The sequence below is a fragment of the Bacillus sp. JJ1127 genome (assembly GCF_036965845.1).
Lineage (GTDB): Bacteria > Bacillota > Bacilli > Bacillales > Bacillaceae_G > Bacillus_A.
Genome location: NZ_JBALQK010000009.1, coordinates 351 through 25082, shown reverse-complemented (window position 1 = coordinate 25082; position 24732 = coordinate 351). Strand labels below are relative to the sequence as shown.

Genomic DNA, 24732 nt, shown 5'->3' with positions numbered 1-24732 from the left:
GTCGGTTTTTTAATTGATGGATATATAAATTCGTTTACTAATTAGCTCTGGCAATATATATCCATTTTGATTTTCCAACATATAAGTCGCGGCTATGAAGAACAAAAGGGGACTGCTACTTATTTTCTCTCTTTGTTTTCGCTTGGCATGGAGCAGGGAAAGAAAGGTTTTATATCGTTTTTTCAATTTGTACTTATATAGATGAAAAAATAAAAAGAGCATAATATTTATGCTCTCGGGTGAAACTGTTTATATACATCTTTTAATCTCGTTTTTGAAACATGTGTATAGATTTGTGTTGTGGAAATATCAGCATGTCCAAGCATTTCTTGTACAGCACGCAAATCTGCCCCATTTTCCAATAAATGCGTAGCAAAAGAATGACGCAACGTATGCGGTGTAAGTTCTTTTTCAATATTCGCTTCTTTTGCTAATCGTTTTAAAATTTTCCAAAAACCTTGACGAGATAAACGATTACCATGATGGTTCAAAAAGAGTGCATCCACTGTTTTTTTTCCCATCAACTCTTTTCTTCCTTTTTCAATATAGCGCTGAATTGCCTCTGTAGCTAAACTTCCTAGCGGGATAATTCTTTCTTTATTTCCTTTTCCCATGCAGCGAACAAATCCCATCGTTAAATGAACATCCTCTAAATTTAGTGCGATTAATTCTGAAACGCGGAGCCCTGTTGCGTACAATAATTCTAACATTGCCTTATCTCGAACACCGAATGCATTTATCACTTTTGGTGTTTGAAGTAATGCTTCTACCTCACTTACTGATAATACTTTCGGCAATTTCCGTTCTCCTTGTGGTGTTTCAATATGTACAGATGGATCATGCTCAACAATCCGTTCACGAAGTAAAAATTGATGAAATGAACGGATAGATGCAATATGACGTGCTAATGTTTTTGAAGATTTCCCATTTTCTTTTAAATACTGCAAAAAATTAACAATGTGTATCCGCGTCACTTCATGAAATGTTTTTGTTTGCTCCACATTTTGTAAATACTTCACATAACTTTTTAAATCTCGTTCATAGGATACAACTGTATTTTTTGCCAGCCCTTTTTCAACAATCATATAATGAATAAAATCTTTTAATTGATCTTCCAATCTACACTACTCCCCATTTTCATAGAAAAAAATCATTCTATTTACGAAAGCATCCTTTGCTGGTTCCTCATTCCCTGATACTTTTTCTACTGTCTCTTCTTTTAGTTTTTCATAACGGTGGTAACTTTCATATTCTTCATTTATCCATAGTATAGCGAAATAAAACAAAATCGTACAACTTGTAAATAATAAAAATACTTTCACTCCATCATAAGTTAATTTCAAAGCTCGGCGCATCGTAAATTCCTCCAAAGTATATGTTATTACAACATATGCCAAGCTTTCAGTGATTTATACTTCATTCAAATAAAAAACCTCTTCCTAGCTAGATAGGAAAAGGTTATTTTTCATTCGTTTCATTTTCTTGACAATTTTTACAAATCCCATGGAAAGTTAAACGATGATCTTTCACCTTAAAGCTCCAGTCTCGCTCTACTTTTTTCTCCACTTCACCAAGTAAATCTTCTTGTATTTCTTGTACAGCACCGCATTTTGTACAAATTAAATGATGATGGAAACGCTGTGCACCTTCTTGACGTAAGTCATAGCGTGAAACACCGTCTCCGAAGTTAATCTTATCGACAACTTTTAACTCAGATAATAACTCTAAAGTTCGATAGACGGTTGCTAATCCGATCTCTGGCGACTTTTCTTTTACAAGGAGGTAAACATCTTCTGCACTTAAATGATCTTCTTCATTTTCCAGCAGCACACGAACTGTTGCTTCACGCTGTGGTGTCAATTTATAGCTCGCTGCATGCAATTGCTTCTTAATTCGTTCAATTCTCTCTTCCATTCGGTACTACTCCCTCCTCGCCACTCTTACACCATTATATCAAAAGAAGGGCTTCTGTCAAAAGAAAAAATAATCAAAATAAGTTGATAATCATTCTCACATAGTATTTATTTTTTGTTGATAACCTCCACGACTTCTTTCATTAAGACTGGCGACGCATATGCTTCAATACTAGAAGCGATCGCTAATATCGCACCAATAATAAGAAAAAAGCAAGTGTAGCGGATTAATAACGGTAGTAGTGGCTCGTTAATTTTCCGAATAAATTGATGCCTAATCATTCGTAAAGAAAAACTTGCAGCAATTGTTGTCATTACAAGAAATGCTGGAATAATGATTAAATTTTGTGGTAATACAGAGACAAATGCTAATAATAATCCATTCCAGCCATGCTGACTTACTAAAAAACCAACTGTAAATCCAACAACGACTCCTTTTAAAAATAATAAAATAAAAATAAGTGGTAATCCAATAATAGAAATCCCTAACAGCCAAATAAATCCAATGTATTTTAATTGTGAAAAGTAACTTTCTCGAAACATTTCACCTGCAATTGCAAACTCGCCTTTGGAAACTTGTCCAAAAAAACGACTTAAGTAAAAGGATAAATCTTGCTTTTGATTCACCTGCAAACTATTTACAAGAATTGCCCCAAATACTACACCCATCAGTAGTAAAACAGAAACAAATATGTAAAGTGAAGAATTTTCTTGTATATGAGAAATTACACGGTCTTGCCAAGTTTTTCGCAACATTTTTCTTCCCTCCGTTCACACTCTTACTAAAATGTATGAAGGAAAGAAAAAAAGTATGATTAATTAAGATTGAAATTCCGCTCCACTTTGCTAAACTTAAAAGTAGAGAATAGGAGGGATTTCGTTTGAAACCATTATTATTAGATTTTCCAACATTATTTCAAACTGAACGTCTGCAAGTACGTAAACCATTTCCAGGTGACGGAACAGAGATGTATGAAGCAATTCAAGCTTCTTTAGAAGACTTACTACCATGGATGCCAATTACATCCGAAACTGAAGAAAGCGCTGAAGAAATCGTTCGAGAAGCTCACGGACAGTTTTTACTTCGTGAAACATTAGCTTTTCACTTATATGATAAAGTGTCTGGTACATTTATCGGAGCCCTTACTCTTCAACCAGAGAACTGGGATATTCCAAAGTTTTCACTTCATTTCTGGTTACATAGCGCTTATACAAAACAAGGATATATGACAGAAGCTGTGAAAGGTGCCGTTCAGTTTGCTTTTGATAAGCTTGGCGCTAGACGAATTGAGATTCGCTGCGATGCTACAAATGCGAATGTATGTGCCTTAGCAGAACGCCTTGAATTTATTTTAGAAGGTACACTTGAAAATGATTTTCTTGCACCTGACGGTAGCTTACGTGATACACGCGTATATGCTAAAATTAATTAAAACACTCGCCTTAGGCGAGTGTTTATTTTTGTAATTGTAAGTATTGCACAGCAAACATTGTCTTTGCGTCATGAATACGTTGATTTTGCATAAGTGAAATCGCCTCTTCTAATGACACTTCCATTAATTCCACAAATTCATCCTCATCTAAAGCTGCTTTATTTTCTTTTTTCTTTAGTCCTGTTGCTTTGTATACATATAAAATTTCATCAGCAAAACCTGGTGATGTGTAAAAAGATGTGATGAATTCCATTTTCTCACATACGTAACCAGTTTCTTCTTCTAATTCACGGACTGCTGTTATTTCTGGTTTTTCTCCAGGCTCTAATTTCCCAGCCGGAATTTCCACAATCTCTTTTTCAAGTGCCTTACGATACTGTTCAACAAGCACAATCTTTCCTTCATCTGTAACAGCAATAATAGCAACTGCACCAGGATGATTTACAATTTCACGTTTACTCACTTCTCCATTTGGTAATACTACTTCATCAACACGAACTTTAATAACTTTCCCATCAAAAATCGGTTCAGTTGCCACAGTTCTCTCTGCAAGATTACTCACACTATTTCATCTCCCTGTTCTATTTCCTAATGGTTCTTCATACATTTTACCACACTGAAAGGAGCGTGATAAAAATGAAAGTATATATTTTACCAAATCGTATCACGTTAGTCGGAAAAGCTTGGCAAATTCGTAATAAGCTAAAACAATATGGAAAAGAATACGAAACGGTACAAGACTGGATTACCGCAAACAAAAAAATAAAGTGAGTTTTAATCAGTAAGTACTTTCTCCATCTCCTGCTAAATTATGAAGCCTCTCAATCGTACTTTTACAAACAGTAAACGTTTGTCAATCTTCTCCCACTTTCGTACAATACAAGCAAGGAGGTTGACCAATGAAAAAACGACAATTAGGAAGTTCAGATTTATATATTACAGAAATGGGCCTCGGTTGTATGTCTCTTGGTACTAATGAAAGTGAAGCAATTCGCATCATCCATGAAGCAATTGATCTAGGAATCAATTTTATTGATACGGCAGATTTATACGATTATGGACTAAATGAAGAATTCGTTGGAAAAGCTCTTAAAGGAAAACGCGACAAAATTGTTCTGACAACGAAAGTGGGAAACCGCTGGACAGAAGAAAAGAACGGCTGGTCTTGGGATCCTTCCAAAACTTATATAAAAGCAGAAGTAAAAGAAAGCTTACGCCGCTTGCAAACAGATTATATTGATTTATACCAATTACACGGCGGGACAATCCAAGATTCTATTGATGAAACGATTGAAGCATTTGAAGAGTTAAAACAAGAAGGTATCATTCGTCATTACGGCATTTCTTCTATTCGCCCAAATGTCATTCGTGAATATGCAAAACGTTCTAACATCGTTAGTGTATTAATGGAGTACAGTCTATTAAATCGTAGACCAGAAGAATGGTTTTCGCTGCTTCAGGAACATCAAATTAGCATAATTGCGCGAGGGCCACTTGCGAAAGGTTTATTAACTGACAACAATGAAAGAAAGATAGAAAAGGTGAAAGAAAAAGATTATCTTTCTTATTCTTATAACGAGTTAATAAAAACATTAGCTACTGTAAAAGAGATTACAAAGGAGCGTTCATCAACCGAAACAGCTCTTCGCTATTGTTTACATGACCCAGTTGTTGCTGCTGTTATTCCTGGCGCTAGCTCCATCCAGCAATTGCGAGAAAATGTACAAGCTAACAATCAATCTCCGTTAACGACTGAAGAATATAAACAAATTCAAGCAGCTGTTAAATATGATACATACACATTGCACCGTTAAAAAAACGCTACCATTTTCGGTAGCGTTTTTTTTACATGGTATCGTATTTATCAGGATTTGTCCCAACATGCAAATTACGATCCATTGTGTCAATTCGCTTCATTTCTTCTTCTGTTAATGAAAAATCAAAAATAGTAAAGTTCTCTTGAATGCGAGATGGTGTAACAGATTTAGGGATTGTTACAATCCCACTTTGAATATCCCAGCGTAAAATAATTTGAGCAGGTGTTTTTTCATACTTGCTAGCAATTTCCTGAATAATTGGATGCTGGAATACTTCGCCCCCTCTCATTAACGGGCTCCAGGCTTCCATTTGAATTTGTTGATTTTGACAAAAATCACGTAATTCAAACTGCGCAAGCATTGGATGAAGTTCCACTTGGTTTACCATTGGCTTCACATTGCAATTCGGTAGGAGCTGCTCTAAATGATGCTGATGAAAATTAGAGACACCAATCGCACGTACTTTTCCCTCTTCATATAACTTCTCTAAAGCACGATATGTATCTACATATTTCCCTCTTATCGGCCAATGAATTAAATATAAATCCACATAATCCATTTGTAATTTCTTCAAACTTTTTTCAAATGCTTGAAGTGTCGTCTCATATCCTTGATCGTCATTCCATACTTTTGTCGTAATAAATAATTCCTCACGTGCAATTCCGGATTCACGAATCGCTTCTCCGACACCGCTTTCATTTTCATATACAGTCGCTGTATCAATAGAACGATATCCAACTTCTAAAGCTGTTTTTACCGCTTGCTTTACTTCTTCACCTTCTTTTGCTTTATAAACACCTAAACCAATCATCGGCATTTTTACACCATTATGAAGTGTAGTTGTTGGAATATACATGATAGTCCGTTCCTCCTTCTGCTCTCCTGCAAATTTTATAGACAAATGCTACGAAATTTTTATAACCATCAACTTTATTTGAACAAGATTCACGAAAAAAGTCAAAAAATATATACAGTTTACATAATAATTTTATAAAGTGGAACTTCTATCAGGCTTTTACTGGCAATTATCCCTACCTCTCTGTATCTTAAGCTTGAAGTCTTACAACCCGCAAATAGCGGAGTCTTATAACTTCTGTAAAAATCCTTCTACTTCAGCTGCAGATTTAAAAATAATAATGTTTTTCTCAGTAGAAACAGCCTGCAATTTTTCTAAAATAGTAGGCCGCTTCACCTTCGGATACGTCCATACCCATTTCAAAAACTCAAAATCTAATTGCTCATCGCATCCTTCTCCCATATCAGGACGCGTTTGATTATGATATTGTATTCTTCTTTTTACTACACGATATAAGCATTGTATTCTTGGAAGATCAATAAAGATGATTGTATCGGCGGCCTCTACTCGTATATCCATTGTAAAACCATAATTTCCATCGATAATCCAGGCATCTTGCGTTACTAAGCCTTTTTGCACTTGTATTTGTTCCTCACGACTTGCTAGCTCCCAGCCCGCTTTCCAATAAAGAGCATCAAGATGGTGTACAGGAATTTGTAATCTTTCTCCTAATCGTCGCGAAAAGGTTGATTTCCCGGCCCCTCCAGAACCAATAATCATAATCTTTCTCATCTCTTCTCCCCCTTCTACTAAAAATAACGCGTGCTTACTTGCCTGCGTTATTTTCTAGCCATTCTTTTGCTTTCTCATCAATATCACGCACAAAATCATTCTTTCCTTCCGTATACTGATCTCCATCATATGTAAACTTTTCTGCCAACTCTTTCTTTAATGTTGCATAAGCTTCTGCTTCTTCACAGTTCGCCATCATGTAATCACGAAACGCTAAATGACGTGTAATTTCTGAATTTCCTGTTTCAAATACATGTAAATGATAGGAACGTTTTTCTTCCGTTCCATGAATAAAAAAACGGCGACCCGAAATGCCATTTTCACCTTTTACAATATAACCAAGTTCTTCAAAACGCTCATCCCAACTATCAACTCTCTCAATATCTCCTACTTCCATAATCATATCAACAATGGGCTTTGCTGCAAGTCCCGGTACTGATGTACTACCAATATGATGTATTTTCACTGGTTCTGGCATTGCTACTTTTAACCTCTTTGCTTCTATTTGAAACTTCTCAACCCAATGGTTTTCATATGGAACCACTACAATTTTTCTCATCCCAATTCCCCTTTTCTTATCAAATCGTAAAAAAATCATCAGTACAATTCCACTGATGATTTTTTGACATTATTTAAAGTCTTTCCAAGTAAGATTACTTTCGCCTAACAGTTCTTCAAATGATTTATTCTTTTCACGTTCTCTTTGCTCTTTACGCTTTCTTTCCTGTTCTTCTATTTCTTTTTGCTCCGCTCTTATTTGTAATTCTTTCTTCTTGCTTTTCAATTGATGCATTAATGATTCATTTAATTGATCACCAATTGTGATTGAATCCTTCTCCGTCTGATTCATTTGCGTTTGTCTTTGTTTCTTTTTCTTCATATCTTGCTCACCTTTTACTTTTTTCTCCATTATAAGGGAAATTCCATATCCTAGACAATAAAAATTCAATTGATCCTAAAATACATTCTAGAGGATATGCACCCAGTATTTTAATTTTCCATAGGATATCTAAGCATAAACTGGGAGGTAAACAAATGGATTCCTATTCAAATGATTACAATTTGATATACAGACAAAATGAAAAGCTAATTCGTGATATTGAAAAAGCCATTAACGGAGAGTATAGTGCAATACATTGCTATGCTAAATTAGCTAATTTAGCTCCACAAGGTAGTGAACGCGATCAAATTCTTGAAATCCGACAAGACGAAATAAAACATTTTCAACAATTTGTACAGATTTATATTCGTTTAACTGGTAGACAACCTCAGCCAAAAATCACTGAACCATGTCCAGATTCTTATGTAAGTGGATTAGAATTTGCAATACAAGATGAGCAACGAACCGTTGATTTTTACTTAAAAATCGCAGATGATACTACAGATCAATACATTAAAGAGGTATTTCGTAGAACGGCAGCCGATGAACAAAATCATGCCGTTTGGTTTCTATATTATTTTGTTAAAACAAAAGGATAAAATAAATCGAGATTTAAACACCGTTTACCCCAACATTTTTTCATTCATACTAGCTAACAAAGAAAGGATACATACTCTGATATCAAGAATTGTATCCTTTCTTTTATTTATCTGGATACGATTCATCACTCACTTCGTATCTTTGTAAAAATTCTTTCAACGCTTCTTCTACAATTCGAGACTTATGAACTCCTTTTGCAACAGATACAATATCTAAACGTTCTAAAACTTCCGTACATATAGAGAAAGTACGTTTCTTCTTTTCTGTACAATTCTCTGGCGTTAAAAGAATACATCCTTCTCTTTTTTGTAACAATTCATAAATACTTTGTAATTGTTCATAAATTAATACTTGATAATCTATTTTTACATATTGAAGCGCTACGGCTTCTTGAAGATATAAATACCGAGGCTCTTCTCCCTCTCCAATGAATATTCGTTTCTTTTGTTCACCATCATATTCATATCCGAGCATTCTAAGTTTTTTCGACAATGTATACGGGCTCATTGCAAGGCGTTTTGCAATAATAGCGAGTGATTCACGTTTATTTAAGCGATCTATAATTTCTCCAATCGTCACTTTCTTCCCCCTTTCCCGAGCTCGTATGCTTGAAATACAGCTAGTATGTTATGATACAATGATTTTCTAACAGTATATGCAAATTTGAGAGCCTGTGCGATACATACCATTTAAGAAAAGGAGGTTTTTCATATGCTTTTTCGTAGCCGCACTCCACAATTTCACAATGAAAATATGCAACCGATTCCGAACAGCATCGCTACGATAGAAAGCGTTATGATTAACGGTCGTAAACAATCCTTACTTATACGTGGTCAAGACGTGAATCAACCTATTTTATTCTGTTGTCACGGCGGCCCTGGTATGGCACAAATCGGATTCATTCGCCACTTTCAAAAAGACTTAGAAAAACATTTTGTCGTTGTCAATTGGGATCAACGTGGAGCAGGAAAATCCTTTTCATTACGAGATATTCAAGCTCCTTTCACAATTGAACAATTCGTTTCAGATACACGTGAAGTCATCCAATACATTCTTTCTCGCTTTAAAAAGCAGAAATTATTCTTTGCTGGACATTCATGGGGGAGTATTCTCGGCTTAAAAATTGCAAATACATATCCAGAATACATCGAAGCCTACATTGGCATTGGTCAAATTGTACATATGAAACAAAATGAGGAACTATTGTACCAACACTTAATTCATTCCGCAAAAAAACACGGACACACACGTGCATTAGCTTCACTCACGAAACTAGGGAAACCACCTTTTCTAGATATGAAGCGTCTTATTATTCAAAGAAGATGGCTTAGTACATTTGGAGGTGCAGTTCAAAATGGATCCTCGCTTTCTTTTATTCGCAAAGGCTTACTTTCTTCAGAATATACATGGCTAGACTGGCTAAAATTTCTCGCAGGAAACATGAAGTCTGGAACATTATGGGGAGAAATGCTTACGGTGGATTTCTTTTCTACCATTTCAAGGCTTTCTGTACCTGTTTATTTCTGTTCTGGACGCTTTGATTATCAAACTCCTTATGCACTTGTCCAGCAATATTGCGATATGATTCAAGCGCCCATAAAAAAAATGATTTGGTTCCCCAATTCCGCTCACTCTCCAAATTTGGAAGAGCCTGAACTGTTCGCAGAATCTTTAAGCTCTATAAAACAAGAGTTATCTTTTTCACATAAATAACAGGCGGTGCTCCTTTTACATTTTATAATGATGTGTCGCAACTTCACTCGGTTAGTGAACAGATCTCTCCGTAAAAGATTGTACAACCCGAATAAAGATTAGGGCGCTGTACTCATCGCAATAGCAGTGATGTTACTGCTTAGTTTGTAGCGTGTCCGAGTCACCGTTACGATTACATGATAAAAAAGGTGCGTTTACTGAACGCACCTTTTTACTTTGTAGATTCTCTCTCAACAAATACAAACTCTGTTTCTAATGCTTCTTGTTGTACGTGTTTCTTTTTTATTTTTCCGACTAACTGCTGTAATGCCAATATCCCTTTCTTTTCACAAGAGCTTTCAATCGTTGTCAATGACGGCGTAACCCATTCCCCTTGTAAACTCCCTTTAAATCCAACAACTTGCAACTGCTTTGGTATATCGATACCAAGAGCAATTGCCGCCCGAATAGTCGAAATTGCGACTATATCACTTGAAGCTACAATCCCATCTATGTAAGGATACTTTCGTAACAGTTCAATGAGCTGATTTTCTTCGCATCCCTTGAGACTTGCTTCTCGATAAGCAAGTTCTTCTTCCCAAACAGTATCTAAAAAACCAGATACATGTTCTTCCATTTCCTCATCTTCTGTCTCTTCTCCAATATAAACAAGAAAATGACAACCCTTTTCTTTTAGCAAAATTACAGCTTTTCTAGCACTTTCGTAATAATCCAAAGGAGATACTATTTCGTCAAGTACAACAAATGGAATCGATAGTTTTCCCAGATGCCGAAATACATCGCGCGTCATAATAGCACCAGCAATATCACTTTGTATCAGCATATCTATATATCCATTCTTATTTTCTATATTACAAACAATAATTTGATAACCCTCTTTATATGCAGCTTCCTCTATTGAACGAAGCAAAGTTATGTATGATGGATCACGTAAATTTGATACGAGTATAGCAATCATTGTTGAGGACTTTTTAAATAATGCTTTTGCTGCCCCATTCGGTCTATAGTGTAATTCCTCAATTGCTTGCTTTACTTGTTTTACTGTATCTTCATGAACATACCCTTTTTCATTAATTACTCGTGAAACGGTTGCGACTGAAACACCGGCCAATTTTGCAACATCACGTATGGTTGCCACATCGTCACCCCTTAATATGGTAATAGCTTACAATTTTAAACTAAAACAAAATATGACATTCGTCAAGGTAATTGTTTTATATTTCTGAAAATTGTTACATAAAACAAACTTTTTACAACTTACATTCTAGTTGGATTTCATGCAAGATTTCGATGTTATCATAGCCAACAAATGGAATTTCTTTCTTTATCTTTCGTGCCTCTTTCACAGCATCAATATACAAATTTGTCATTGTAAAATCACGCTTCTGATAAAAACGAAGTGCATTTGTATTGTCATTTGTAGTAATTAACCATACCTTTTTACAACATTGTTCCCGAGCCATCTCAATTACACACTCTACAAGCTTTGTTCCAATTCCTTTCTTTTCTTCAAGGCTATCCAATGATACAATCTCACAAATACTCTCTGTTAATTCGAAGGTTATAATTCCTACTATTCTGTTATTTTCAACTGCAACAAAACCAGGTAATTCGTCTAAGCGATGAGCTCTTCCCCTTGAAACCATCAGTGTACTTCCCCAATTCTCACACATAAACAGCCGAATTGTTTCTCTCATTTCTTCTGTAATTTTTTGTATGTGAACCATGCTCTACTTCTCCCCTTTTTCCATCATTGTGATACAATATAAGTGTATCACAATGATGGAAAGGTATTTGGAGGATGAGGTAAGGTATGAAACGTTTTTTCACAGCATTACTCACTATACTAGGTGCGTTAATTGGCATTGGTATTTTCTTTACCAATAAAGTAATGTATTTAAAGAAAAAAACAGAGGAAGAAATTTTAGAGCGTGAAACGAAAAAACATTTTCGTTTAGAAGATTTTAACGCGGTTCCAAAAGAAGAAATTCACATTCCTTCTCAATTTGGATATGATATTCACGGATACTACATTCCTGCTGGTCATTCCAATAAATTTATGATTTTTTGTCACGGTGTAACTGTAAACAAAATAAACTCTGTCAAATATGCAAACTTATTTTTAAGTAGAGGATATAACGTATTTATTTATGACCATCGTCGCCACGGTAAAACAGGTGGTAAAACGACGAGCTATGGTTATTATGAAAAACACGATTTAAAGTCTGTAGTTGACTGGCTAAAAAATCGCTTTGGAAAAGACATTATCTTAGGTATTCATGGTGAATCGATGGGAGCTGCAACACTTCTTCAATATGCAGGACTCGTAGAAGACGGCGCCGATTTCTATATTGCAGATTGTCCTTTCTCTGATTTTCACGGGCAGCTACAACACCGTTTAAAGGCTGAATTCCATTTACCAAAATGGCCATTATTGCCTTTAGCAAATGCATTTTTAAAAGTGCGTGATGGCTATACGATACGTGAAGTTTCACCAATTGATTGTATAAAGAATATAAACAATCCCGTTCTCTTTATTCATAGTAAAGACGATGATTACATTTTATGCGATATGACAAAAGCACTCTATGAAGCAAAAGAGAACAATAAGCAACTCTATATTGCAGAGCATGGTGCACACGCTTGCTCTTATAATGAAAACAAACAAGAATACGAAGCTGCAATCGATCAATTTTTAGGAACATATGTAAAAGAAACAAAAAACAGGCTTGCGTAAGCCTGTTTTTTTCATGTTACTGCGCTAAAACATCTGTAACTTGTTCCATATTTTCCGCAATCCACTTCACTGCCTCATCAAGCGTTGGGAACTCCGTCGTTTGAAAGGTTACCTCATCTTGAAGCAGCCACACATCTTTCTGTTCTTGTCCCACACCTGCAATCGACCAATGAAGTAAACTGTATGGATGGTTATCATTCAAAAATGATGCCCAAGTGCGCTCATTTGCGATATTTTGTAGTGTAAGTAATTGTTTATCCATGTTTCGTCACCTTACTATAGTCAATTATAAACGTTATTATAACACTCTCCTCTGCTTGAGACAAAGAGAGGTTTTTTTATTGTCAAGTTTCCCCTCCAATTATATGATAGACTTAAGCGTTTGGAAGGAGGGATAAAGTTGGCAAAAGTACAAATTAAAGTGAATGATAATGGCTCGTTTCGCATTACAGGGGATGTGGAATTAGTTGATTCACAAGGGAATGTATTCCCAGCAAAACCTGCATTTTCTTTATGTCGCTGCGGTTTATCAAAAAACATGCCTTATTGCGATGCTTCACATAAAGGGAAATTTGAATCTATCGTTCGCGCTCCAGAAACAAAATAACCATTAAGAAGCATGTACATTCATTTGTACATGCTTCTTATATGTCCCGTAGCGGACAATATTTCCTACTAAATATTGTTTTCCTTCTCTCATCTATCAATGGTTTTTCCGCCCTTCATTTTCATACAATTCTTCACATTCAAATATTTTTTGCTATCCTTTTTTCTTTTTTGTGCTATAATGTGAGCAAACAGCATCCTTCGGGGTCGGGTGAAATTCCCAACCGGCGGTGATGAAGTGCACACTTCTAAGTCCGTGACCCGTTTTCAAGTTTGGAAACGGTGGATCTAGTGAAACTCTAGGGCCGACAGTATAGTCTGGATGGGAGAAGGATATGTTTTCTAGTGCTTATATATAGCGAATACACTCTTATTTTGGCATACACATTTTTAAAGATTCTCTTTACTGTATATGTTTTATTTCATATACCTATGTTTTTATGCTGAAATAAAAAGATACGACTAGCGTATGAAAAATTGATAGTTTGCTAGGCTTCTTTCTAATGCAAAAATATCAAGCATCGTTAGGTTTCTTTCCTATACTTTCGTATTCGAACTATATTTCTAGAAATCACGTCTCCCAAACCCCAAGGATAATAATATCCTTGGGGTTTTTTGATTTTTTCTTAGGAGAGGTGAAGCGAATGACAGACCAAGAATATATGAGGATTGCCCTACAGTTAGCACAAAGTACTATGGGGCAAACGAGTCCAAATCCAATGGTCGGTGCTGTTGTTGTAAAAGATGGAAACATCGTCGGAATGGGTGCCCATCTCCGTGCAGGTGAAGAGCATGCAGAGGTTCATGCCCTTCAAATGGCAGGTGATCAGGCGTATGGCGCTACTGTATACGTAACCCTTGAGCCATGCAGTCATTTTGGAAAAACACCGCCATGCTGTGAGTTGCTCATTGAGAAGCAAGTAAAACGTGTTGTAATTGCTTCTCTCGATTCCAATCCACTTGTTTCAGGTAGTGGCAAAAAACGGTTACAAGATGCAGGGATCCATGTAACGACTGGTGTTCTTGAAGAGGAATCCCTCTCATTAAACCGATACTTTTTTCACTACATGAAAACAAAACAGCCATTTGTAACAATAAAGACCGCAATGAGTTTGGATGGAAAAATAGCGACCGTTACTGGAGAAAGTAAATGGATTACAGGTGAAAAAGCTCGTAAGGACGTTCATCAATACCGTCATACACACGATGCCATTCTTGTTGGCGTAAATACTGTGATAACCGATAATCCACATTTAACAACCAGGCTTCCAAACGGTGGACAAAATCCGATTCGAATTATTTTAGATACACACTTACGAATTCCGCAGTCCTCTCATGTCATTACTGATGGGTTAGCGCCAACATGGATCATTGTTGGAAAAAATGTAAGAAAAGAAAAAATAGATGCTTATGAATCTCAAAATGTATCTGTATTTCAGATGAAAAAGAGTCAAATTGAAGTACGGGACCTCCTTTCTCTTCTTGGAGAGAAGCAAATTCTTTCACTCCTTATTGAGGGGGGACAATCGGTCCATGCAAGCTTTTTAGAAGCTAAATGCTTCAATGAAATCGTGACCTATATAAGTCCAAAATTAATTGGTGGAAAAGATGCACCAACTTGGTTTGGTGGTACTGGTTTTATAAAACTGCAAGATGCACTTTCCTTAGAAATTCAAGAGATGAAACAAATTGGCGATGATATAAAAATCATTGCAAGTAAGCGAAGTGAGGTGCCTACATGTTTACAGGGATTGTAGAAGAGCTAGGAACTATTTCGAATATAAAGCAAAGCGGAGAAGCAATGGAACTAACCATCCATGCAAATTCGATTTTATCCGACGTCAAATTAGGTGATAGTATCGCTGTTAACGGAATCTGTTTAACCGTTACTTCTTTTACCGCATCTTCTTTTACTGTTGATGCCATGCCTGAAACAATGAAATCAACGTCACTTTGTATGCTAAAGCCTCGTTCTAAAGTGAATTTAGAACGAGCAATGGCTGCAAACGGACGCTTTGGTGGGCACTTTGTCACAGGTCATATTGATGGAGTCGGTACCATTGTAAGTAAAAAACAGCACTTCAATGCTATATATTACAAAATTGGAATTCCAAATGATTTACTTCGGTATTGTTTACAAAAAGGATCTGTGGCTGTTGATGGTACAAGTTTAACAATATTTGATATAGATGAATCTTCCATTACAATCTCACTCATCCCGCACACAGTAAGCGAATCTATTATTGGTGAAAAGGTAGCTGGAGATATTGTGAACATTGAATGTGACATGATTGGAAAATATATCGAGCATTTTATTTCAAAGCCAGCAAAGCGAGGTAGTTCAGTTACAGAAAGTTTTTTACAAGAAAACGGATTTCTATAAGGGGGATACACAATGTTTCATCGGATTGAAGAAGCACTAGAAGATTTAAAACAAGGAAAAGTCGTTATTGTATGTGATGATGAAAACCGCGAAAACGAAGGCGATTTTATTGCTTTAGCAGAGTACATTACACCAGAAACAATTAATTTTATGATTACACATGGCCGTGGTCTCGTCTGTGTACCAATTACGGAGCAATATGCAGAGCGCTTACAACTAGAGCCTATGGTGTCCCATAATACAGATTCTCATCATACTGCGTTCACAGTAAGCATTGATCATATTTCTACAACAACAGGCATTAGTGCCCATGAACGTGCGGCAACTGTGCGCGAATTATTAAATCCAGCATCTAAAGGAAACGACTTTAATCGTCCTGGGCATATCTTTCCGTTAATTGCAAAAGATGGTGGCGTTCTTCGGCGCGCAGGACATACCGAAGCGGCTGTTGATTTAGCGAAATTGTGCGGTGCAGAACCGGCGGGTGTCATTTGTGAAATCATAAATGAAGACGGTACAATGGCGCGTGTTCCTGATCTGTTCCAAGTTGCAAAACAATTTGATATTAAAATGATTACCATTGAAGATTTAATCGCCTATCGCCGCCATCATGAAACGCTCGTAACAAGAGAGGTTGAAATTACATTGCCAACAGATTTCGGTACGTTTCATGCAATCGGCTACTCTAATTCATTAGATCAAAAAGAACATATCGCTCTTGTAAAAGGAGAGATTTCAACAGATGAACCCGTTCTCGTACGCGTTCATTCCGAATGCTTAACTGGCGATGTTTTCGGCTCATGCCGCTGCGATTGTGGCCCACAACTTCATGCTGCTCTTGCTCAAATTGAGCGTGAAGGAAAAGGTGTTCTTCTTTATATGAGGCAAGAAGGCCGCGGAATTGGGCTACTTAATAAACTCCGTGCATACAAGTTACAAGAAAAAGGACTAGATACTGTGGAGGCAAATGAAAAGCTAGGTTTTCCAGCAGATCTTCGCGATTACGGCATTGGTGCACAAATTTTAAAGGAGCTAGGTTTACAAAAGCTGCGACTATTAACGAATAATCCAAGAAAAATTGCTGGCTTGCAAGGTTATGAATTAGAAGTTGTTGAACGCGTACCATTGCAAATGCCCACAAAAGAAGAAAACAAAACATATTTACAAACAAAAGTAAAAAAATTAGGTCACTTATTAAACTTATAATCTATTCATTATAATTAAAGGAGAGATATATTATGGTATTCGAAGGTCATTTAGTTGGTACAGGATTAAAAGTCGGAGTTGTTGTTGGACGTTTTAATGAATTTATTACGAGTAAACTATTAGGCGGTGCATTAGATGGATTAAAGCGCCATGGTGTAGAAGAAAACGACATTGATATCGCATGGGTTCCAGGGGCATTTGAAATTCCATTAATCGCTAAAAAGATGGCAAATAGCGGCAAATACGATGCAGTCATTACACTTGGTACAGTAATTCGTGGTGCTACATCGCATTATGATTATGTTTGTAATGAAGTAGCAAAAGGTGTTGCATCTCTATCACTGCAAACAGGAATTCCGGTTATCTTTGGTGTATTAACAACTGAGACAATTGAACAAGCGATCGAACGTGCAGGTACAAAAGCAGGAAATAAAGGATACGAATCTGCAGTTGCCGCTATTGAAATGGCACATTTATCAAAACAATGGGCTTAAAGTGAAACTTTAATCAGTCTCGATTTCTTCATTCTCACCGATTATTAGTCCTCATCAATCGAGCTTTACGGGTCGTTCATCCCCCACCTAGCCTTTACTTTCACTAAATGTTATTGTGGGGGTATGACTGCCCATAAATTGTTATTTCTTCACTTTTTTCCGCACATCTTTTATCAATTCATCCATCGTTTTACCCTCTGTTTTAATACGAAGATTTTGGGCGATTTTCCAAACATTTTCTCTCTTCTTTTCTTCCTCTACAATATGAATTTCTTTCCGCACTTCCTTTAAGTCTTTTCCCTCAGTCTCAATACCAAAATGTTCCGCTTTTGTTCGAAAATGTTGTTCTATTCTTTGTTGCATTTCTTTCTGTTCAGGATTTTTTGCTGCTTTCACTGGATCAGCACTAATTGCTTTTAATAAAATAAGAAGAGTCATAATAGCTAGTATATATTTATGCATGTAAGATCCTCCAACCCAATATGAATTACACTTTTACTATGTACAATTACAGGTTGGAAAATTCGTCCACACATTTTATATTTTTTAGGAAAACTCGCTTCCATAAAGGCTTCTAAACATTTTATTACAGTTTATTTACAAAAAAACAAGCCCGGCAAGGAGCTTGTTTTTCACATTTTATAATGCACATTCCTCAATTTCAAATCCTAAATCTTCAATCATACCCCAGTCTGCTGTTGGCTCTTGGCCAGCTGTTGTTAAATAATCACCAACAAAGATTGAATTTGCTGCGAATAAACCAAGAGGCTGTACAGAACGCAAATTAATTTCGCGACCACCGGAAATTCGAATTTCTTTTGACGGATTCACAAAGCGCATCATCGCTAACACTTTTAAACATTCTACTGGCGTTAATTCCTTCTGTCCTTCAAGCGGCGTCCCTTTTACAGCAACAAGGAAGTTGCATGGAATAGAATCCGCATCTAAACGTTGTAATTCAAATGCAATTTCAACACGCTGTTCTGGCGTTTCTCCCATTCCAAAGATTGCACCAGAACATGGAGAAATACCAGCTTGCTTCGCTTTTTCTACTGTATCCACGCGATCATCATACGTATGTGTTGAACAAATGCTATCGTAATTGTTTGCATGTGTGTTTAAGTTATGGTTATAACGATGAACACCCGCTTCTGCTAAGCGTCCTGCTTGATCCTCATTTAAAAATCCTAAGCAGCAGCAAATTTTTAAATCTGTTGTTTCCCTGATTTCTTTTACTGCTCCAATCACATGATTTACTTCTTTATCCGTTGGACGACGTCCGGATGCAACAATGCAATAAGTGCCCGCCTTACGACGAACGGCTTCGTGTGCTCCTTCAACAATTTTTTCTTGTGTTAACCATGCATACTTATCGATTGGAGCTTCTGAAACGATAGACTGCGAACAGTACCCACAATCTTCTGGACATAATCCAGATTTCGTATTAATAATCATATTTAATTTCACTTTTTTACCAAAATGGTGATGGCGAATGATATAAGCTGCATTCATAATTTCTAATACTTCTGTATCATCGGCTTCTAAAATCGCTATCGCTTCCTCTTTCGTTATATGTCTACCCTCTACTACTTCAGATGCAATTTGTTTCCAATCTGTTCTTGTTTGTACTTGTTTCATTCTTTCTCTTCCCCTCTTTTTCAATATAGGCAAATAAAGCATGATACGTTGCCACAATCTCCCCTTCTTCCGTAAAATCTCTTTCGTATATACGAATCATTGTTCGAAAGATAGAAGGACTTTGACAATAAGATTCTTCATTGCTATTCGTTGCGCCTACTTTCCGAATGGACTGCAGAAACTCCCGAACTTCAGCAAATTTTTCTATGTAACATGTTTCAGAAACATGAACATCCCCTGTTCCAATCTCACATACATCTTGCAACTGTTCTGTTGTTAAAAAGCGTTGTCCAACAGAGACACTGTTTTGTATATTTCTTTCTTCTTTAGCACGTTGAAATGCTGCATGAAGCTCTTGAAACGTTTGATTTCCAAACGTTGAAAACAATAGCAAACCACCATTGGACAAATAACGATATAAATTTTCGAGCGTTGCTTGTAAATCATTTAACCATTGAAATGTTGCATTTGAAATAATGACATCATACGATTCATCTACTATAAGATTTTCAATGTCTTCACACCGAAATGTAACAGCATCCACATGACGTCTTGTTTTTGCAACAGCAATCATACTTTCAGCGAAATCAATAGCTGTAATATGAGCTTTTGGAAATGAAATCGCTAGCTGTTCTGTTACATACCCTGTCCCGCATCCCAGCTCTAAAATACGGATTGAAGACATCTCGTTATACTGTTCCTTTAATCTAGAAAGTAAGTAATGAGCCATCTTTTTTTGGACATTTGCATGTTGATCATAGGATACAGCTGCTCCATTAAATCGTTTCTGTAGTAACGTTTTGTTGATCATTTTGTATCCCCTCTACAAACTTGTTAATTTCATTTGCACAATATTCAAAATTCGTTATGCAAAGTGCATGCCCCGCTCCATCTATGACTCTAAGTGTTGCATTCGCATTCTCTTGTATATAATAAGCGGCGGAAAGCGGACATATTGTATCCTTTTCTCCATGAAGAAGTAATAGCGGCATCTTTAGGTGCTCCAATTGACTTCTCATATCCGTCTCTATTAAATAATCAAGCCCAAGCTGTAAAGATTCGGTGGAATCGCCTAGAAAACGCTCTGCAATACTTTCAAATTTTTCTCTATCACGCATCTCTTGCTTTGCAAACATACTTGTATAGAAGCGCTTCAATGTATCGGCTTTTCGCTTTGTCAAATTTCTTTTCATTCGTTCTACAAAAGAACTGTTCCATCCACTCGTATAGTCTTCAGCTACTGTAAACTTAGCTGTACCACCTATTAAAACCATTCCTTTCGTTCGTACTTGTTTGCAAGCTTGAAGAGCAGCCAATGCTCCGAGTGACCAGCCAACTAAAACCACCTCTTGTCCAGCTGCCTCCTCTATCACTCGCTCTACAAAATCGCGATCTGTTTTCATATTACGCCATGAAATAACTTGAACAGAATAGTCTTGAAAGTATGAGAATAATGCAGCATATACCTCTTCTTCCATGCCCCATCCAGGAATAAAAATAAGCTTCAGCTGTTTCATACCAAGATCCCCTCTTCTTTACCAATTCGAGTAATCTGCTCAATAGCCCATTCCAAATCAGATTTTAAGTGCTGAGAGGTAACCGCAAATCGAATTCGTGAACTATTTTGCGGAACTGTTGGTGGCCGAATTGCAATCGCTGCAATACCGACTTCCTGTAATTTCTCACTAAAACGCATCACAGTTTCATTCGTTCTCGTAATAACAGGGATGATATGTGTTGAACTATCACCAATGTTAAAGCCTGCTTCTTGCAAAGCATTGCGGAAATATGTTCCGTTTTCTAAAAGTTGAAATCGTCTCGTCTCATCTTCTTTAACAATTTCAATTGCCCTCTTCATTGCACCGAGTGTTCCTGGTGGTAAAGCGGTAGTGAAAATAAAGCTTCTCATCATATTCTTCATATAATCCATACAAATGGCATCTCCTGCCAAATATGCACCATAACACCCTAATGCTTTACTAAACGTTCCCATATGAATGTCAATTCCCTCAGAAAGCCCTTGTTCCATATGTGCTAAACCAGCGCTATCTTTCCCATATATTCCACCTGCATGTGCTTCATCAACCATGAGAAGTGCTCCATACTTTTCTTTTAGCATGATTAACTCCTTCAGGTGTGCAACGTCACCATCCATGCTAAAAATTGTGTCTGTTACAATTAATTTTCGTTTTGTAAGTGGTGCGATTCGTAATAATTTCTCTAAATGTTCCAAATCATTATGACGATACCTTTTATGTTCTGCGCCACTAAGTACAATCCCATCAACAATACTTGCATGATTCAACTTATCACTAAAAACAATGTCGTGACGACCCACTAAAGAAGAAATCGCCCCAACATTTGCAGTATATCCACTATTCATAATTATTGCTTTTTCAGTTTCTTTCCAATTACATATACTCGTTTCAGCCTCTGCATATAATGGATGATTCCCTACGACAAGACGTGATGCCGTTGCTCCAGTGCCATATCGATTTGTCGCTATAATAGCGGCCTCTTTTAACCTTTCATCTCCTGCTAATCCTAAATAATTATTCGATGCTAAATTCAACATCTTTTGACCATTTCGAATCAGCCATGTTTCTTCGGACTGCTCCGTTACATATAAACGACGATACTGTGCTCGTTCCTTTAGATGCTCTATTTTAGATTGAAGATGTGCGCGCCACGTTTGATCCATTTTGGATGAACTCCTCTAATTTTGAAATCATAATATGGTCTTTCGCTGCTTCTAATAATTCCTCGCGCGTAACCCCTTCTCTAAGCTCTGGCAGTAATCCAAGAACTGGCACACCACTTAATTCTTCAATCATCTCTTTATTTTCCTGCACTCGTTCCATCTCACATTCTTTGCAACCAGATAAAATAACACCAATAATTGTTAAACCATGTGCTTTCGCATAGGAAATCGTTAAAACAGTATGATTCACAGTCCCCAATGTCGGACGTGCCACAATAATAAGTGGTAGTTTTAATTCCTTTGCAAAATCAACAACTAAAGCATCTTCTGTGAATGGAACTGCAAGACCACCTGCTCCTTCTACAAATAAACTATCAAATTCTTCTATCAATTCATTATAATGAGATGTAATTTGTGCCAACGTTACAGTTTTTCCTGCTCGCTTCATGGCAAGTCTTAGTGCAAGAGGTTCTTCAATAGAATAAGGACAAATTCTATGAGTCTCTGTCACTACTCCTGATGCAGCTTTCAATCTAGCTGCGTCACCTTCTGGATTCGAGGCAATATGTCCACTTTGCAATGGCTTATATACTCCTATGTTATATCCACGATTTCTAAGTACTCCTGCTAAAGCACCTGTAACAACGGTTTTCCCAACTTCCGTATCCGTTGCTGTTATAAAAAAGCCGCTCATTATTCTCCCTCCGTAACATCTGCAATTGCTTGATATAAAATGCGCAACATTTCATCAATCTCATCTATCTTAGATGCTAACGGTGGCATAAATACAATTGTGTTACCGAGCGGACGTAAAATCATTCCTAGTTCTCTTGAGCGTTTACAAACTTCCATACCTACTCGCTCATTCCAATCAAATGGCTGTTTCGTTTCCTTATTTTTCACCAATTCAATACCAATCATCAATCCACACTGACGAATATCTCCAACATGCTTGTATTCATACAGTCCTTCCAATTTTTTTGCTACATGGTCCGCTTTATATGCAACATCTTTTACTAGATTTGTTTTTTCATAAAGTTCTAAATTCGCAATCGCCACAGCGCACCCTAATGGATTACCTGTATAACTATGACCATGGAAAAATGTTTTTTGCTCTTCATAGTCACCTAAAAAAGCATTATAAATTTCATCTGTTGTCACAGTAATAGCCACTGGCAAATAACCACCTGTTAATCCTTTTCCAGCTGTTAAAATGTCAGGTGTAACCTCTTCATGTTCACAAGCAAACATTTTTCCTGTACGGCCAAATCCTGTCGCTACTTCATCTGTAATGAATAAAACATTATATGTTGTACATAGATCGCGAAGGCCTTTCAAATATCCTTTCGGCATTGTAATCATGCCACCAGCACCTTGCATTAATGGCTCTACAATGATTGCTGCAATCTCTTCATGCTTTTCTTTCAATAGTGCTTCCATTTCTTCCAAATGCTTTTGAACAATTTGTTCTTTGTCATCTCCATAAGGAGAACGATATGTATATGGATAAGGCATTTTTATCGCATCGAATAAGAGCGAACTATACACTTGATGAAACAAATCAATCGCTCCTACTGAAACCGCCCCAATTGTATCTCCGTGGTATGCTTCTTTTAATGTAACAAACTTTTGTTTTTCAGGTTTTCCTTTATGCTGCCAATATTGAAAAGCCATCTTAATCGCAATTTCAACAGCTGTAGAACCAGAATCTGAATAGAATACTTTTTTCAAACCTTCTGGAACAACATCAATGATCTTTTCTGCAAGTAAAATAGATGGTACATTAGCAAGTCCTAACATAGTAGAATGGGCAACCTTATTTAATTGTTCACGAATTGCCTCATCTAATTCTGGAACATGATGACCATGAACATTGAGCCAAATCGATGAAACGCCATCCCAATAACCATTGCCATTTACATCATATAGTTTACGTCCTTCTCCTCGTTCAATAATAACGGGATCTTCCGCTAAGTAACCTTTCATTTGTGTAAATGGATGCCATACATACGCTTTATTCTTTTCTGCTAAATCTTCATATGTATAAGTTATTCTTTTACTTGTATTACTACTAACAGTCACAATTGTCACCCCTAATGTTAACTTTAATATAAATATAGTTAACATTAAAACCAGAACACTGTCAATTATTTTTAATTATTGAGTTCTTAAAAAAGAACGACTTATCATAAGATAAGTCGTTTTACTCTCCGTGTTGAATCTTTCCGATTTCCAAAATAATTTCCTCATCTTTCTTTCCTTCTGTATCAATTCCAAGTTGCTTTGCATGTTCTATTAACAATTCGTGACGCTTCTCAAATCTCGCTGTATTTAGCTCTTTTTGAATCTCTTTCTCTGTTTTCCCTTCAAGAGAAACCCCTAATTTAGCCGCTGTTTTCTCCTTATTCTGTTCTTCCTTCACCTTTTCTAATTCCTTTGTTTCTGCTTTCTGCACATTTTTTTGTTTCGATTGATCTGGTGATGCTGCAAGTGCTGTATAAATCCCCGCGCCGCCACCAAGAATAAGTAAGGTTGTAAAAAGAAGTACTTTTTTCTTCATTCACTTCCCCCCCTTTTCATTTTCATTATAACGCACAAATGAGGTAGTTAAAAAACATTCTCCCATTATTTTCTTAAAAAAAACAATAAATATATTTGTTGACATATGAGATAGATATGTGATAAAAATTTAACTAACATCATATGAATCGGCGATGATAGGATTTAGTAGTATTTCGTTTCCTGATTTCAGAGAGCTGGTGGTTGGTGCGAACCAGTACAGAACGAATTATGAATTACCCCCTGGAGCTTCTTTTACGAAACGTTTGGAGTAGTAAAAGACGGTTATGGACCGTTATTTCTACAGAGTGGTGAAATGAAACTGTTTCACAATTTAGGGTGGTACCGCGATTTTTTCGTCCCTGCATATATTGCAGGGGCGTTTTTTTATTTTCTTTGGTGTGTATTTCCTCCCTTTATTTTGTGTTATCTTCATTTCACAAGCTAGGGTGGTACCGCGATTT

At 36.6% G+C, this 24732-nt stretch carries 31 protein-coding genes, 1 pseudogene, 1 riboswitch and 1 other annotated feature; of the genes and pseudogenes, 11 read left to right on the top strand and 21 right to left on the bottom strand.

Annotation, left to right across the window (positions count from 1 at the left end):
* Positions 1–227: 227 nt before the first annotated feature.
* The 4 genes from xerD to spoIIM all read right to left on the bottom strand — a co-directional run bounded on the left by xerD (position 228) and on the right by spoIIM (position 2669).
* Positions 228–1118 (bottom strand): site-specific tyrosine recombinase XerD, encoded by an 891-nt coding sequence (xerD, locus tag V7183_RS01685; RefSeq protein ID WP_097896748.1) that lies wholly within the window; start codon positions 1116–1118, stop codon positions 228–230.
* A gap of 6 nt (positions 1119–1124) precedes the next feature.
* The gene (locus V7183_RS01680; RefSeq protein ID WP_335358500.1) at positions 1125–1355 is read right to left on the bottom strand and encodes a YqzK family protein; all 231 of its coding nucleotides are present in this window, start codon (positions 1353–1355) and stop codon (positions 1125–1127) included.
* A 103-nt stretch (positions 1356–1458) separates the two neighbouring features.
* Positions 1459–1914 (bottom strand): ferric iron uptake transcriptional regulator, encoded by a 456-nt coding sequence (gene fur, locus V7183_RS01675; protein ID WP_097896750.1) that lies wholly within the window; start codon positions 1912–1914, stop codon positions 1459–1461.
* Positions 1915–2021: 107 nt separating this feature from the next.
* Entirely contained in the window at positions 2022–2669 is a 648-nt protein-coding gene (gene spoIIM, locus V7183_RS01670; protein ID WP_097896751.1) for a stage II sporulation protein M, read from the bottom strand.
* Positions 2670–2794: 125 nt separating this feature from the next.
* On the opposite strand from spoIIM, the gene V7183_RS01665 reads away from it, so the two are divergent.
* Positions 2795–3346 (top strand): GNAT family N-acetyltransferase, encoded by a 552-nt coding sequence (locus V7183_RS01665; protein WP_335358499.1) that lies wholly within the window; start codon positions 2795–2797, stop codon positions 3344–3346.
* A 22-nt stretch (positions 3347–3368) separates the two neighbouring features.
* On the opposite strand, the gene V7183_RS01660 is transcribed toward V7183_RS01665, so the two are convergent.
* Complete coding sequence (locus V7183_RS01660) at positions 3369–3908, bottom strand: NUDIX hydrolase (protein ID WP_097896753.1); 540 nt, start codon at positions 3906–3908, stop codon at positions 3369–3371.
* A 74-nt stretch (positions 3909–3982) separates the two neighbouring features.
* Between V7183_RS01660 and mciZ the strand changes: the two genes are divergently transcribed.
* The gene (mciZ, locus tag V7183_RS01655) at positions 3983–4117 is read left to right on the top strand and encodes a Z-ring formation inhibitor MciZ (RefSeq protein ID WP_097896754.1); all 135 of its coding nucleotides are present in this window, start codon (positions 3983–3985) and stop codon (positions 4115–4117) included.
* Between the two features lie 128 nt (positions 4118–4245).
* Positions 4246–5160, top strand: coding sequence for an aldo/keto reductase (locus V7183_RS01650; RefSeq protein WP_335358498.1), 915 nt, complete (start codon positions 4246–4248; stop codon positions 5158–5160).
* A 31-nt stretch (positions 5161–5191) separates the two neighbouring features.
* Here V7183_RS01650 and V7183_RS01645 read toward each other — a convergent pair whose 3' ends face one another.
* The 4 genes from V7183_RS01645 to V7183_RS01630 all read right to left on the bottom strand — a co-directional run bounded on the left by V7183_RS01645 (position 5192) and on the right by V7183_RS01630 (position 7631).
* Positions 5192–6019 carry an aldo/keto reductase gene (locus V7183_RS01645; protein WP_335358497.1) on the bottom strand — a complete coding sequence of 276 codons (828 nt, stop codon included), beginning with the start codon at positions 6017–6019 and terminating at the stop codon, positions 5192–5194.
* A gap of 228 nt (positions 6020–6247) precedes the next feature.
* Positions 6248–6751: a DNA topology modulation protein gene (locus V7183_RS01640; RefSeq protein ID WP_335358496.1), complete on the bottom strand. Its 504-nt coding sequence runs from the start codon at positions 6749–6751 to the stop codon at positions 6248–6250.
* A gap of 34 nt (positions 6752–6785) precedes the next feature.
* On the bottom strand, positions 6786–7310 hold the full coding sequence (locus tag V7183_RS01635) for a GrpB family protein (RefSeq protein WP_097896758.1): 525 nt from the start codon (positions 7308–7310) through the stop codon (positions 6786–6788).
* Positions 7311–7379: 69 nt separating this feature from the next.
* On the bottom strand, positions 7380–7631 hold the full coding sequence (locus tag V7183_RS01630) for a YqkE family protein (protein ID WP_335358495.1): 252 nt from the start codon (positions 7629–7631) through the stop codon (positions 7380–7382).
* A 155-nt stretch (positions 7632–7786) separates the two neighbouring features.
* Here V7183_RS01630 and V7183_RS01625 point away from each other — a divergent pair, with 155 nt between their 5' ends.
* A complete protein-coding gene (locus tag V7183_RS01625) occupies positions 7787–8230 on the top strand; it encodes a ferritin-like domain-containing protein (RefSeq protein WP_097896759.1) in 444 nt (147 codons plus the stop codon).
* Positions 8231–8333: 103 nt separating this feature from the next.
* On the opposite strand, the gene V7183_RS01620 is transcribed toward V7183_RS01625, so the two are convergent.
* Positions 8334–8810, bottom strand: a complete 477-nt coding sequence (locus V7183_RS01620) for a ribbon-helix-helix domain-containing protein (protein ID WP_335358494.1) — start codon at positions 8808–8810, stop codon at positions 8334–8336.
* A 132-nt stretch (positions 8811–8942) separates the two neighbouring features.
* On the opposite strand from V7183_RS01620, the gene V7183_RS01615 reads away from it, so the two are divergent.
* Complete coding sequence (locus V7183_RS01615; protein ID WP_335358493.1) at positions 8943–9944, top strand: alpha/beta fold hydrolase; 1002 nt, start codon at positions 8943–8945, stop codon at positions 9942–9944.
* Between the two features lie 211 nt (positions 9945–10155).
* Here V7183_RS01615 and V7183_RS01610 read toward each other — a convergent pair whose 3' ends face one another.
* Complete coding sequence (locus V7183_RS01610) at positions 10156–11082, bottom strand: LacI family DNA-binding transcriptional regulator (RefSeq protein ID WP_335358492.1); 927 nt, start codon at positions 11080–11082, stop codon at positions 10156–10158.
* Between the two features lie 112 nt (positions 11083–11194).
* The gene (locus V7183_RS01605) at positions 11195–11671 is read right to left on the bottom strand and encodes a GNAT family N-acetyltransferase (RefSeq protein WP_335358491.1); all 477 of its coding nucleotides are present in this window, start codon (positions 11669–11671) and stop codon (positions 11195–11197) included.
* Positions 11672–11757: 86 nt separating this feature from the next.
* Here V7183_RS01605 and V7183_RS01600 point away from each other — a divergent pair, with 86 nt between their 5' ends.
* Entirely contained in the window at positions 11758–12681 is a 924-nt protein-coding gene (locus V7183_RS01600; protein WP_335358490.1) for an alpha/beta hydrolase, read from the top strand.
* Between the two features lie 16 nt (positions 12682–12697).
* Here the strand turns inward: V7183_RS01600 and V7183_RS01595 are convergent, their stop codons facing one another.
* On the bottom strand, positions 12698–12943 hold the full coding sequence (locus V7183_RS01595; protein WP_097896765.1) for a DUF2552 family protein: 246 nt from the start codon (positions 12941–12943) through the stop codon (positions 12698–12700).
* Between the two features lie 103 nt (positions 12944–13046).
* Between V7183_RS01595 and V7183_RS01590 the strand changes: the two are divergent.
* From V7183_RS01590 to ribH, 5 genes and pseudogenes are all read left to right on the top strand, one after another.
* Positions 13047–13288, top strand: a pseudogene (locus V7183_RS01590) (CDGSH iron-sulfur domain-containing protein).
* Between the two features lie 192 nt (positions 13289–13480).
* A riboswitch (FMN riboswitch) is annotated at positions 13481–13625 on the top strand.
* 306 nt (positions 13626–13931) lie between these two features.
* On the top strand, positions 13932–15044 hold the full coding sequence (gene ribD, locus V7183_RS01585; protein ID WP_335358489.1) for a bifunctional diaminohydroxyphosphoribosylaminopyrimidine deaminase/5-amino-6-(5-phosphoribosylamino)uracil reductase RibD: 1113 nt from the start codon (positions 13932–13934) through the stop codon (positions 15042–15044).
* Positions 15026–15670, top strand: a complete 645-nt coding sequence (gene ribE, locus V7183_RS01580) for a riboflavin synthase (protein WP_335358488.1) — start codon at positions 15026–15028, stop codon at positions 15668–15670. The genes ribD and ribE overlap by 19 nt, the downstream gene beginning before the upstream one ends.
* Before the next feature lie 12 nt (positions 15671–15682).
* The gene (locus V7183_RS01575; protein ID WP_335358487.1) at positions 15683–16876 is read left to right on the top strand and encodes a bifunctional 3,4-dihydroxy-2-butanone-4-phosphate synthase/GTP cyclohydrolase II; all 1194 of its coding nucleotides are present in this window, start codon (positions 15683–15685) and stop codon (positions 16874–16876) included.
* Positions 16877–16908: 32 nt separating this feature from the next.
* Positions 16909–17370 carry a 6,7-dimethyl-8-ribityllumazine synthase gene (gene ribH / locus V7183_RS01570; RefSeq protein ID WP_097896769.1) on the top strand — a complete coding sequence of 154 codons (462 nt, stop codon included), beginning with the start codon at positions 16909–16911 and terminating at the stop codon, positions 17368–17370.
* Positions 17371–17511: 141 nt separating this feature from the next.
* On the opposite strand, the gene V7183_RS01565 is transcribed toward ribH, so the two are convergent.
* From V7183_RS01565 to V7183_RS01530, 8 genes are all read right to left on the bottom strand, one after another.
* The gene (locus V7183_RS01565) at positions 17512–17832 is read right to left on the bottom strand and encodes a hypothetical protein (protein ID WP_097896770.1); all 321 of its coding nucleotides are present in this window, start codon (positions 17830–17832) and stop codon (positions 17512–17514) included.
* 177 nt (positions 17833–18009) lie between these two features.
* A complete protein-coding gene (bioB, locus tag V7183_RS01560) occupies positions 18010–19008 on the bottom strand; it encodes a biotin synthase BioB (protein WP_335358486.1) in 999 nt (332 codons plus the stop codon).
* Positions 18962–19819 (bottom strand): malonyl-ACP O-methyltransferase BioC, encoded by an 858-nt coding sequence (gene bioC, locus V7183_RS01555; protein WP_097896772.1) that lies wholly within the window; start codon positions 19817–19819, stop codon positions 18962–18964. The genes bioB and bioC overlap by 47 nt, the downstream gene beginning before the upstream one ends.
* A complete protein-coding gene (locus tag V7183_RS01550; RefSeq protein ID WP_335358485.1) occupies positions 19785–20525 on the bottom strand; it encodes an alpha/beta fold hydrolase in 741 nt (246 codons plus the stop codon). The genes bioC and V7183_RS01550 overlap by 35 nt, the downstream gene beginning before the upstream one ends.
* Positions 20522–21709: an 8-amino-7-oxononanoate synthase gene (gene bioF / locus V7183_RS01545; RefSeq protein ID WP_335358484.1), complete on the bottom strand. Its 1188-nt coding sequence runs from the start codon at positions 21707–21709 to the stop codon at positions 20522–20524. The genes V7183_RS01550 and bioF overlap by 4 nt, the downstream gene beginning before the upstream one ends.
* Complete coding sequence (bioD, locus tag V7183_RS01540; RefSeq protein WP_335358483.1) at positions 21675–22403, bottom strand: dethiobiotin synthase; 729 nt, start codon at positions 22401–22403, stop codon at positions 21675–21677. Before bioD ends, bioF begins: the two co-directional genes overlap by 35 nt.
* Positions 22403–23836, bottom strand: coding sequence for an adenosylmethionine--8-amino-7-oxononanoate transaminase (gene bioA / locus V7183_RS01535; RefSeq protein WP_335358482.1), 1434 nt, complete (start codon positions 23834–23836; stop codon positions 22403–22405). The genes bioD and bioA overlap by 1 nt, the downstream gene beginning before the upstream one ends.
* Before the next feature lie 76 nt (positions 23837–23912).
* Positions 23913–24269 (bottom strand): hypothetical protein, encoded by a 357-nt coding sequence (locus V7183_RS01530; RefSeq protein ID WP_335358481.1) that lies wholly within the window; start codon positions 24267–24269, stop codon positions 23913–23915.
* A gap of 145 nt (positions 24270–24414) precedes the next feature.
* Positions 24415–24635: a binding site (T-box leader), on the top strand.
* Positions 24636–24732 lie beyond the last annotated feature (97 nt).

What these genes read in the sequence shown, in the direction of transcription:
- V7183_RS01680 (WP_335358500.1), bottom strand. Translation starts at nt 1,355, where the DNA reads ATGCGCCGAGCTTTGAAATTAACTTATGATGGAGTGAAAGTATTTTTA.
- fur (WP_097896750.1), bottom strand. Translation starts at nt 1,914, where the DNA reads ATGGAAGAGAGAATTGAACGAATTAAGAAGCAATTGCATGCAGCGAGC.
- spoIIM (WP_097896751.1), bottom strand. Translation starts at nt 2,669, where the DNA reads ATGTTGCGAAAAACTTGGCAAGACCGTGTAATTTCTCATATACAAGAA.
- mciZ (WP_097896754.1), top strand. Translation starts at nt 3,983, where the DNA reads ATGAAAGTATATATTTTACCAAATCGTATCACGTTAGTCGGAAAAGCT.
- V7183_RS01650 (WP_335358498.1), top strand. Translation starts at nt 4,246, where the DNA reads ATGAAAAAACGACAATTAGGAAGTTCAGATTTATATATTACAGAAATG.
- V7183_RS01645 (WP_335358497.1), bottom strand. Translation starts at nt 6,019, where the DNA reads ATGTATATTCCAACAACTACACTTCATAATGGTGTAAAAATGCCGATG.
- V7183_RS01640 (WP_335358496.1), bottom strand. Translation starts at nt 6,751, where the DNA reads ATGAGAAAGATTATGATTATTGGTTCTGGAGGGGCCGGGAAATCAACC.
- V7183_RS01635 (WP_097896758.1), bottom strand. Translation starts at nt 7,310, where the DNA reads ATGAGAAAAATTGTAGTGGTTCCATATGAAAACCATTGGGTTGAGAAG.
- V7183_RS01630 (WP_335358495.1), bottom strand. Translation starts at nt 7,631, where the DNA reads ATGAAGAAAAAGAAACAAAGACAAACGCAAATGAATCAGACGGAGAAG.
- V7183_RS01625 (WP_097896759.1), top strand. Translation starts at nt 7,787, where the DNA reads ATGGATTCCTATTCAAATGATTACAATTTGATATACAGACAAAATGAA.
- V7183_RS01615 (WP_335358493.1), top strand. Translation starts at nt 8,943, where the DNA reads ATGCTTTTTCGTAGCCGCACTCCACAATTTCACAATGAAAATATGCAA.
- V7183_RS01605 (WP_335358491.1), bottom strand. Translation starts at nt 11,671, where the DNA reads ATGGTTCACATACAAAAAATTACAGAAGAAATGAGAGAAACAATTCGG.
- V7183_RS01600 (WP_335358490.1), top strand. Translation starts at nt 11,758, where the DNA reads ATGAAACGTTTTTTCACAGCATTACTCACTATACTAGGTGCGTTAATT.
- V7183_RS01595 (WP_097896765.1), bottom strand. Translation starts at nt 12,943, where the DNA reads ATGGATAAACAATTACTTACACTACAAAATATCGCAAATGAGCGCACT.
- ribD (WP_335358489.1), top strand. Translation starts at nt 13,932, where the DNA reads ATGACAGACCAAGAATATATGAGGATTGCCCTACAGTTAGCACAAAGT.
- ribE (WP_335358488.1), top strand. Translation starts at nt 15,026, where the DNA reads ATGTTTACAGGGATTGTAGAAGAGCTAGGAACTATTTCGAATATAAAG.
- V7183_RS01575 (WP_335358487.1), top strand. Translation starts at nt 15,683, where the DNA reads ATGTTTCATCGGATTGAAGAAGCACTAGAAGATTTAAAACAAGGAAAA.
- ribH (WP_097896769.1), top strand. Translation starts at nt 16,909, where the DNA reads ATGGTATTCGAAGGTCATTTAGTTGGTACAGGATTAAAAGTCGGAGTT.
- V7183_RS01565 (WP_097896770.1), bottom strand. Translation starts at nt 17,832, where the DNA reads ATGCATAAATATATACTAGCTATTATGACTCTTCTTATTTTATTAAAA.
- bioB (WP_335358486.1), bottom strand. Translation starts at nt 19,008, where the DNA reads ATGAAACAAGTACAAACAAGAACAGATTGGAAACAAATTGCATCTGAA.
- bioC (WP_097896772.1), bottom strand. Translation starts at nt 19,819, where the DNA reads ATGATCAACAAAACGTTACTACAGAAACGATTTAATGGAGCAGCTGTA.
- V7183_RS01550 (WP_335358485.1), bottom strand. Translation starts at nt 20,525, where the DNA reads ATGAAACAGCTGAAGCTTATTTTTATTCCTGGATGGGGCATGGAAGAA.
- bioF (WP_335358484.1), bottom strand. Translation starts at nt 21,709, where the DNA reads ATGGATCAAACGTGGCGCGCACATCTTCAATCTAAAATAGAGCATCTA.
- bioD (WP_335358483.1), bottom strand. Translation starts at nt 22,403, where the DNA reads ATGAGCGGCTTTTTTATAACAGCAACGGATACGGAAGTTGGGAAAACC.
- bioA (WP_335358482.1), bottom strand. Translation starts at nt 23,836, where the DNA reads ATGTTAACTATATTTATATTAAAGTTAACATTAGGGGTGACAATTGTG.
- V7183_RS01530 (WP_335358481.1), bottom strand. Translation starts at nt 24,269, where the DNA reads ATGAAGAAAAAAGTACTTCTTTTTACAACCTTACTTATTCTTGGTGGC.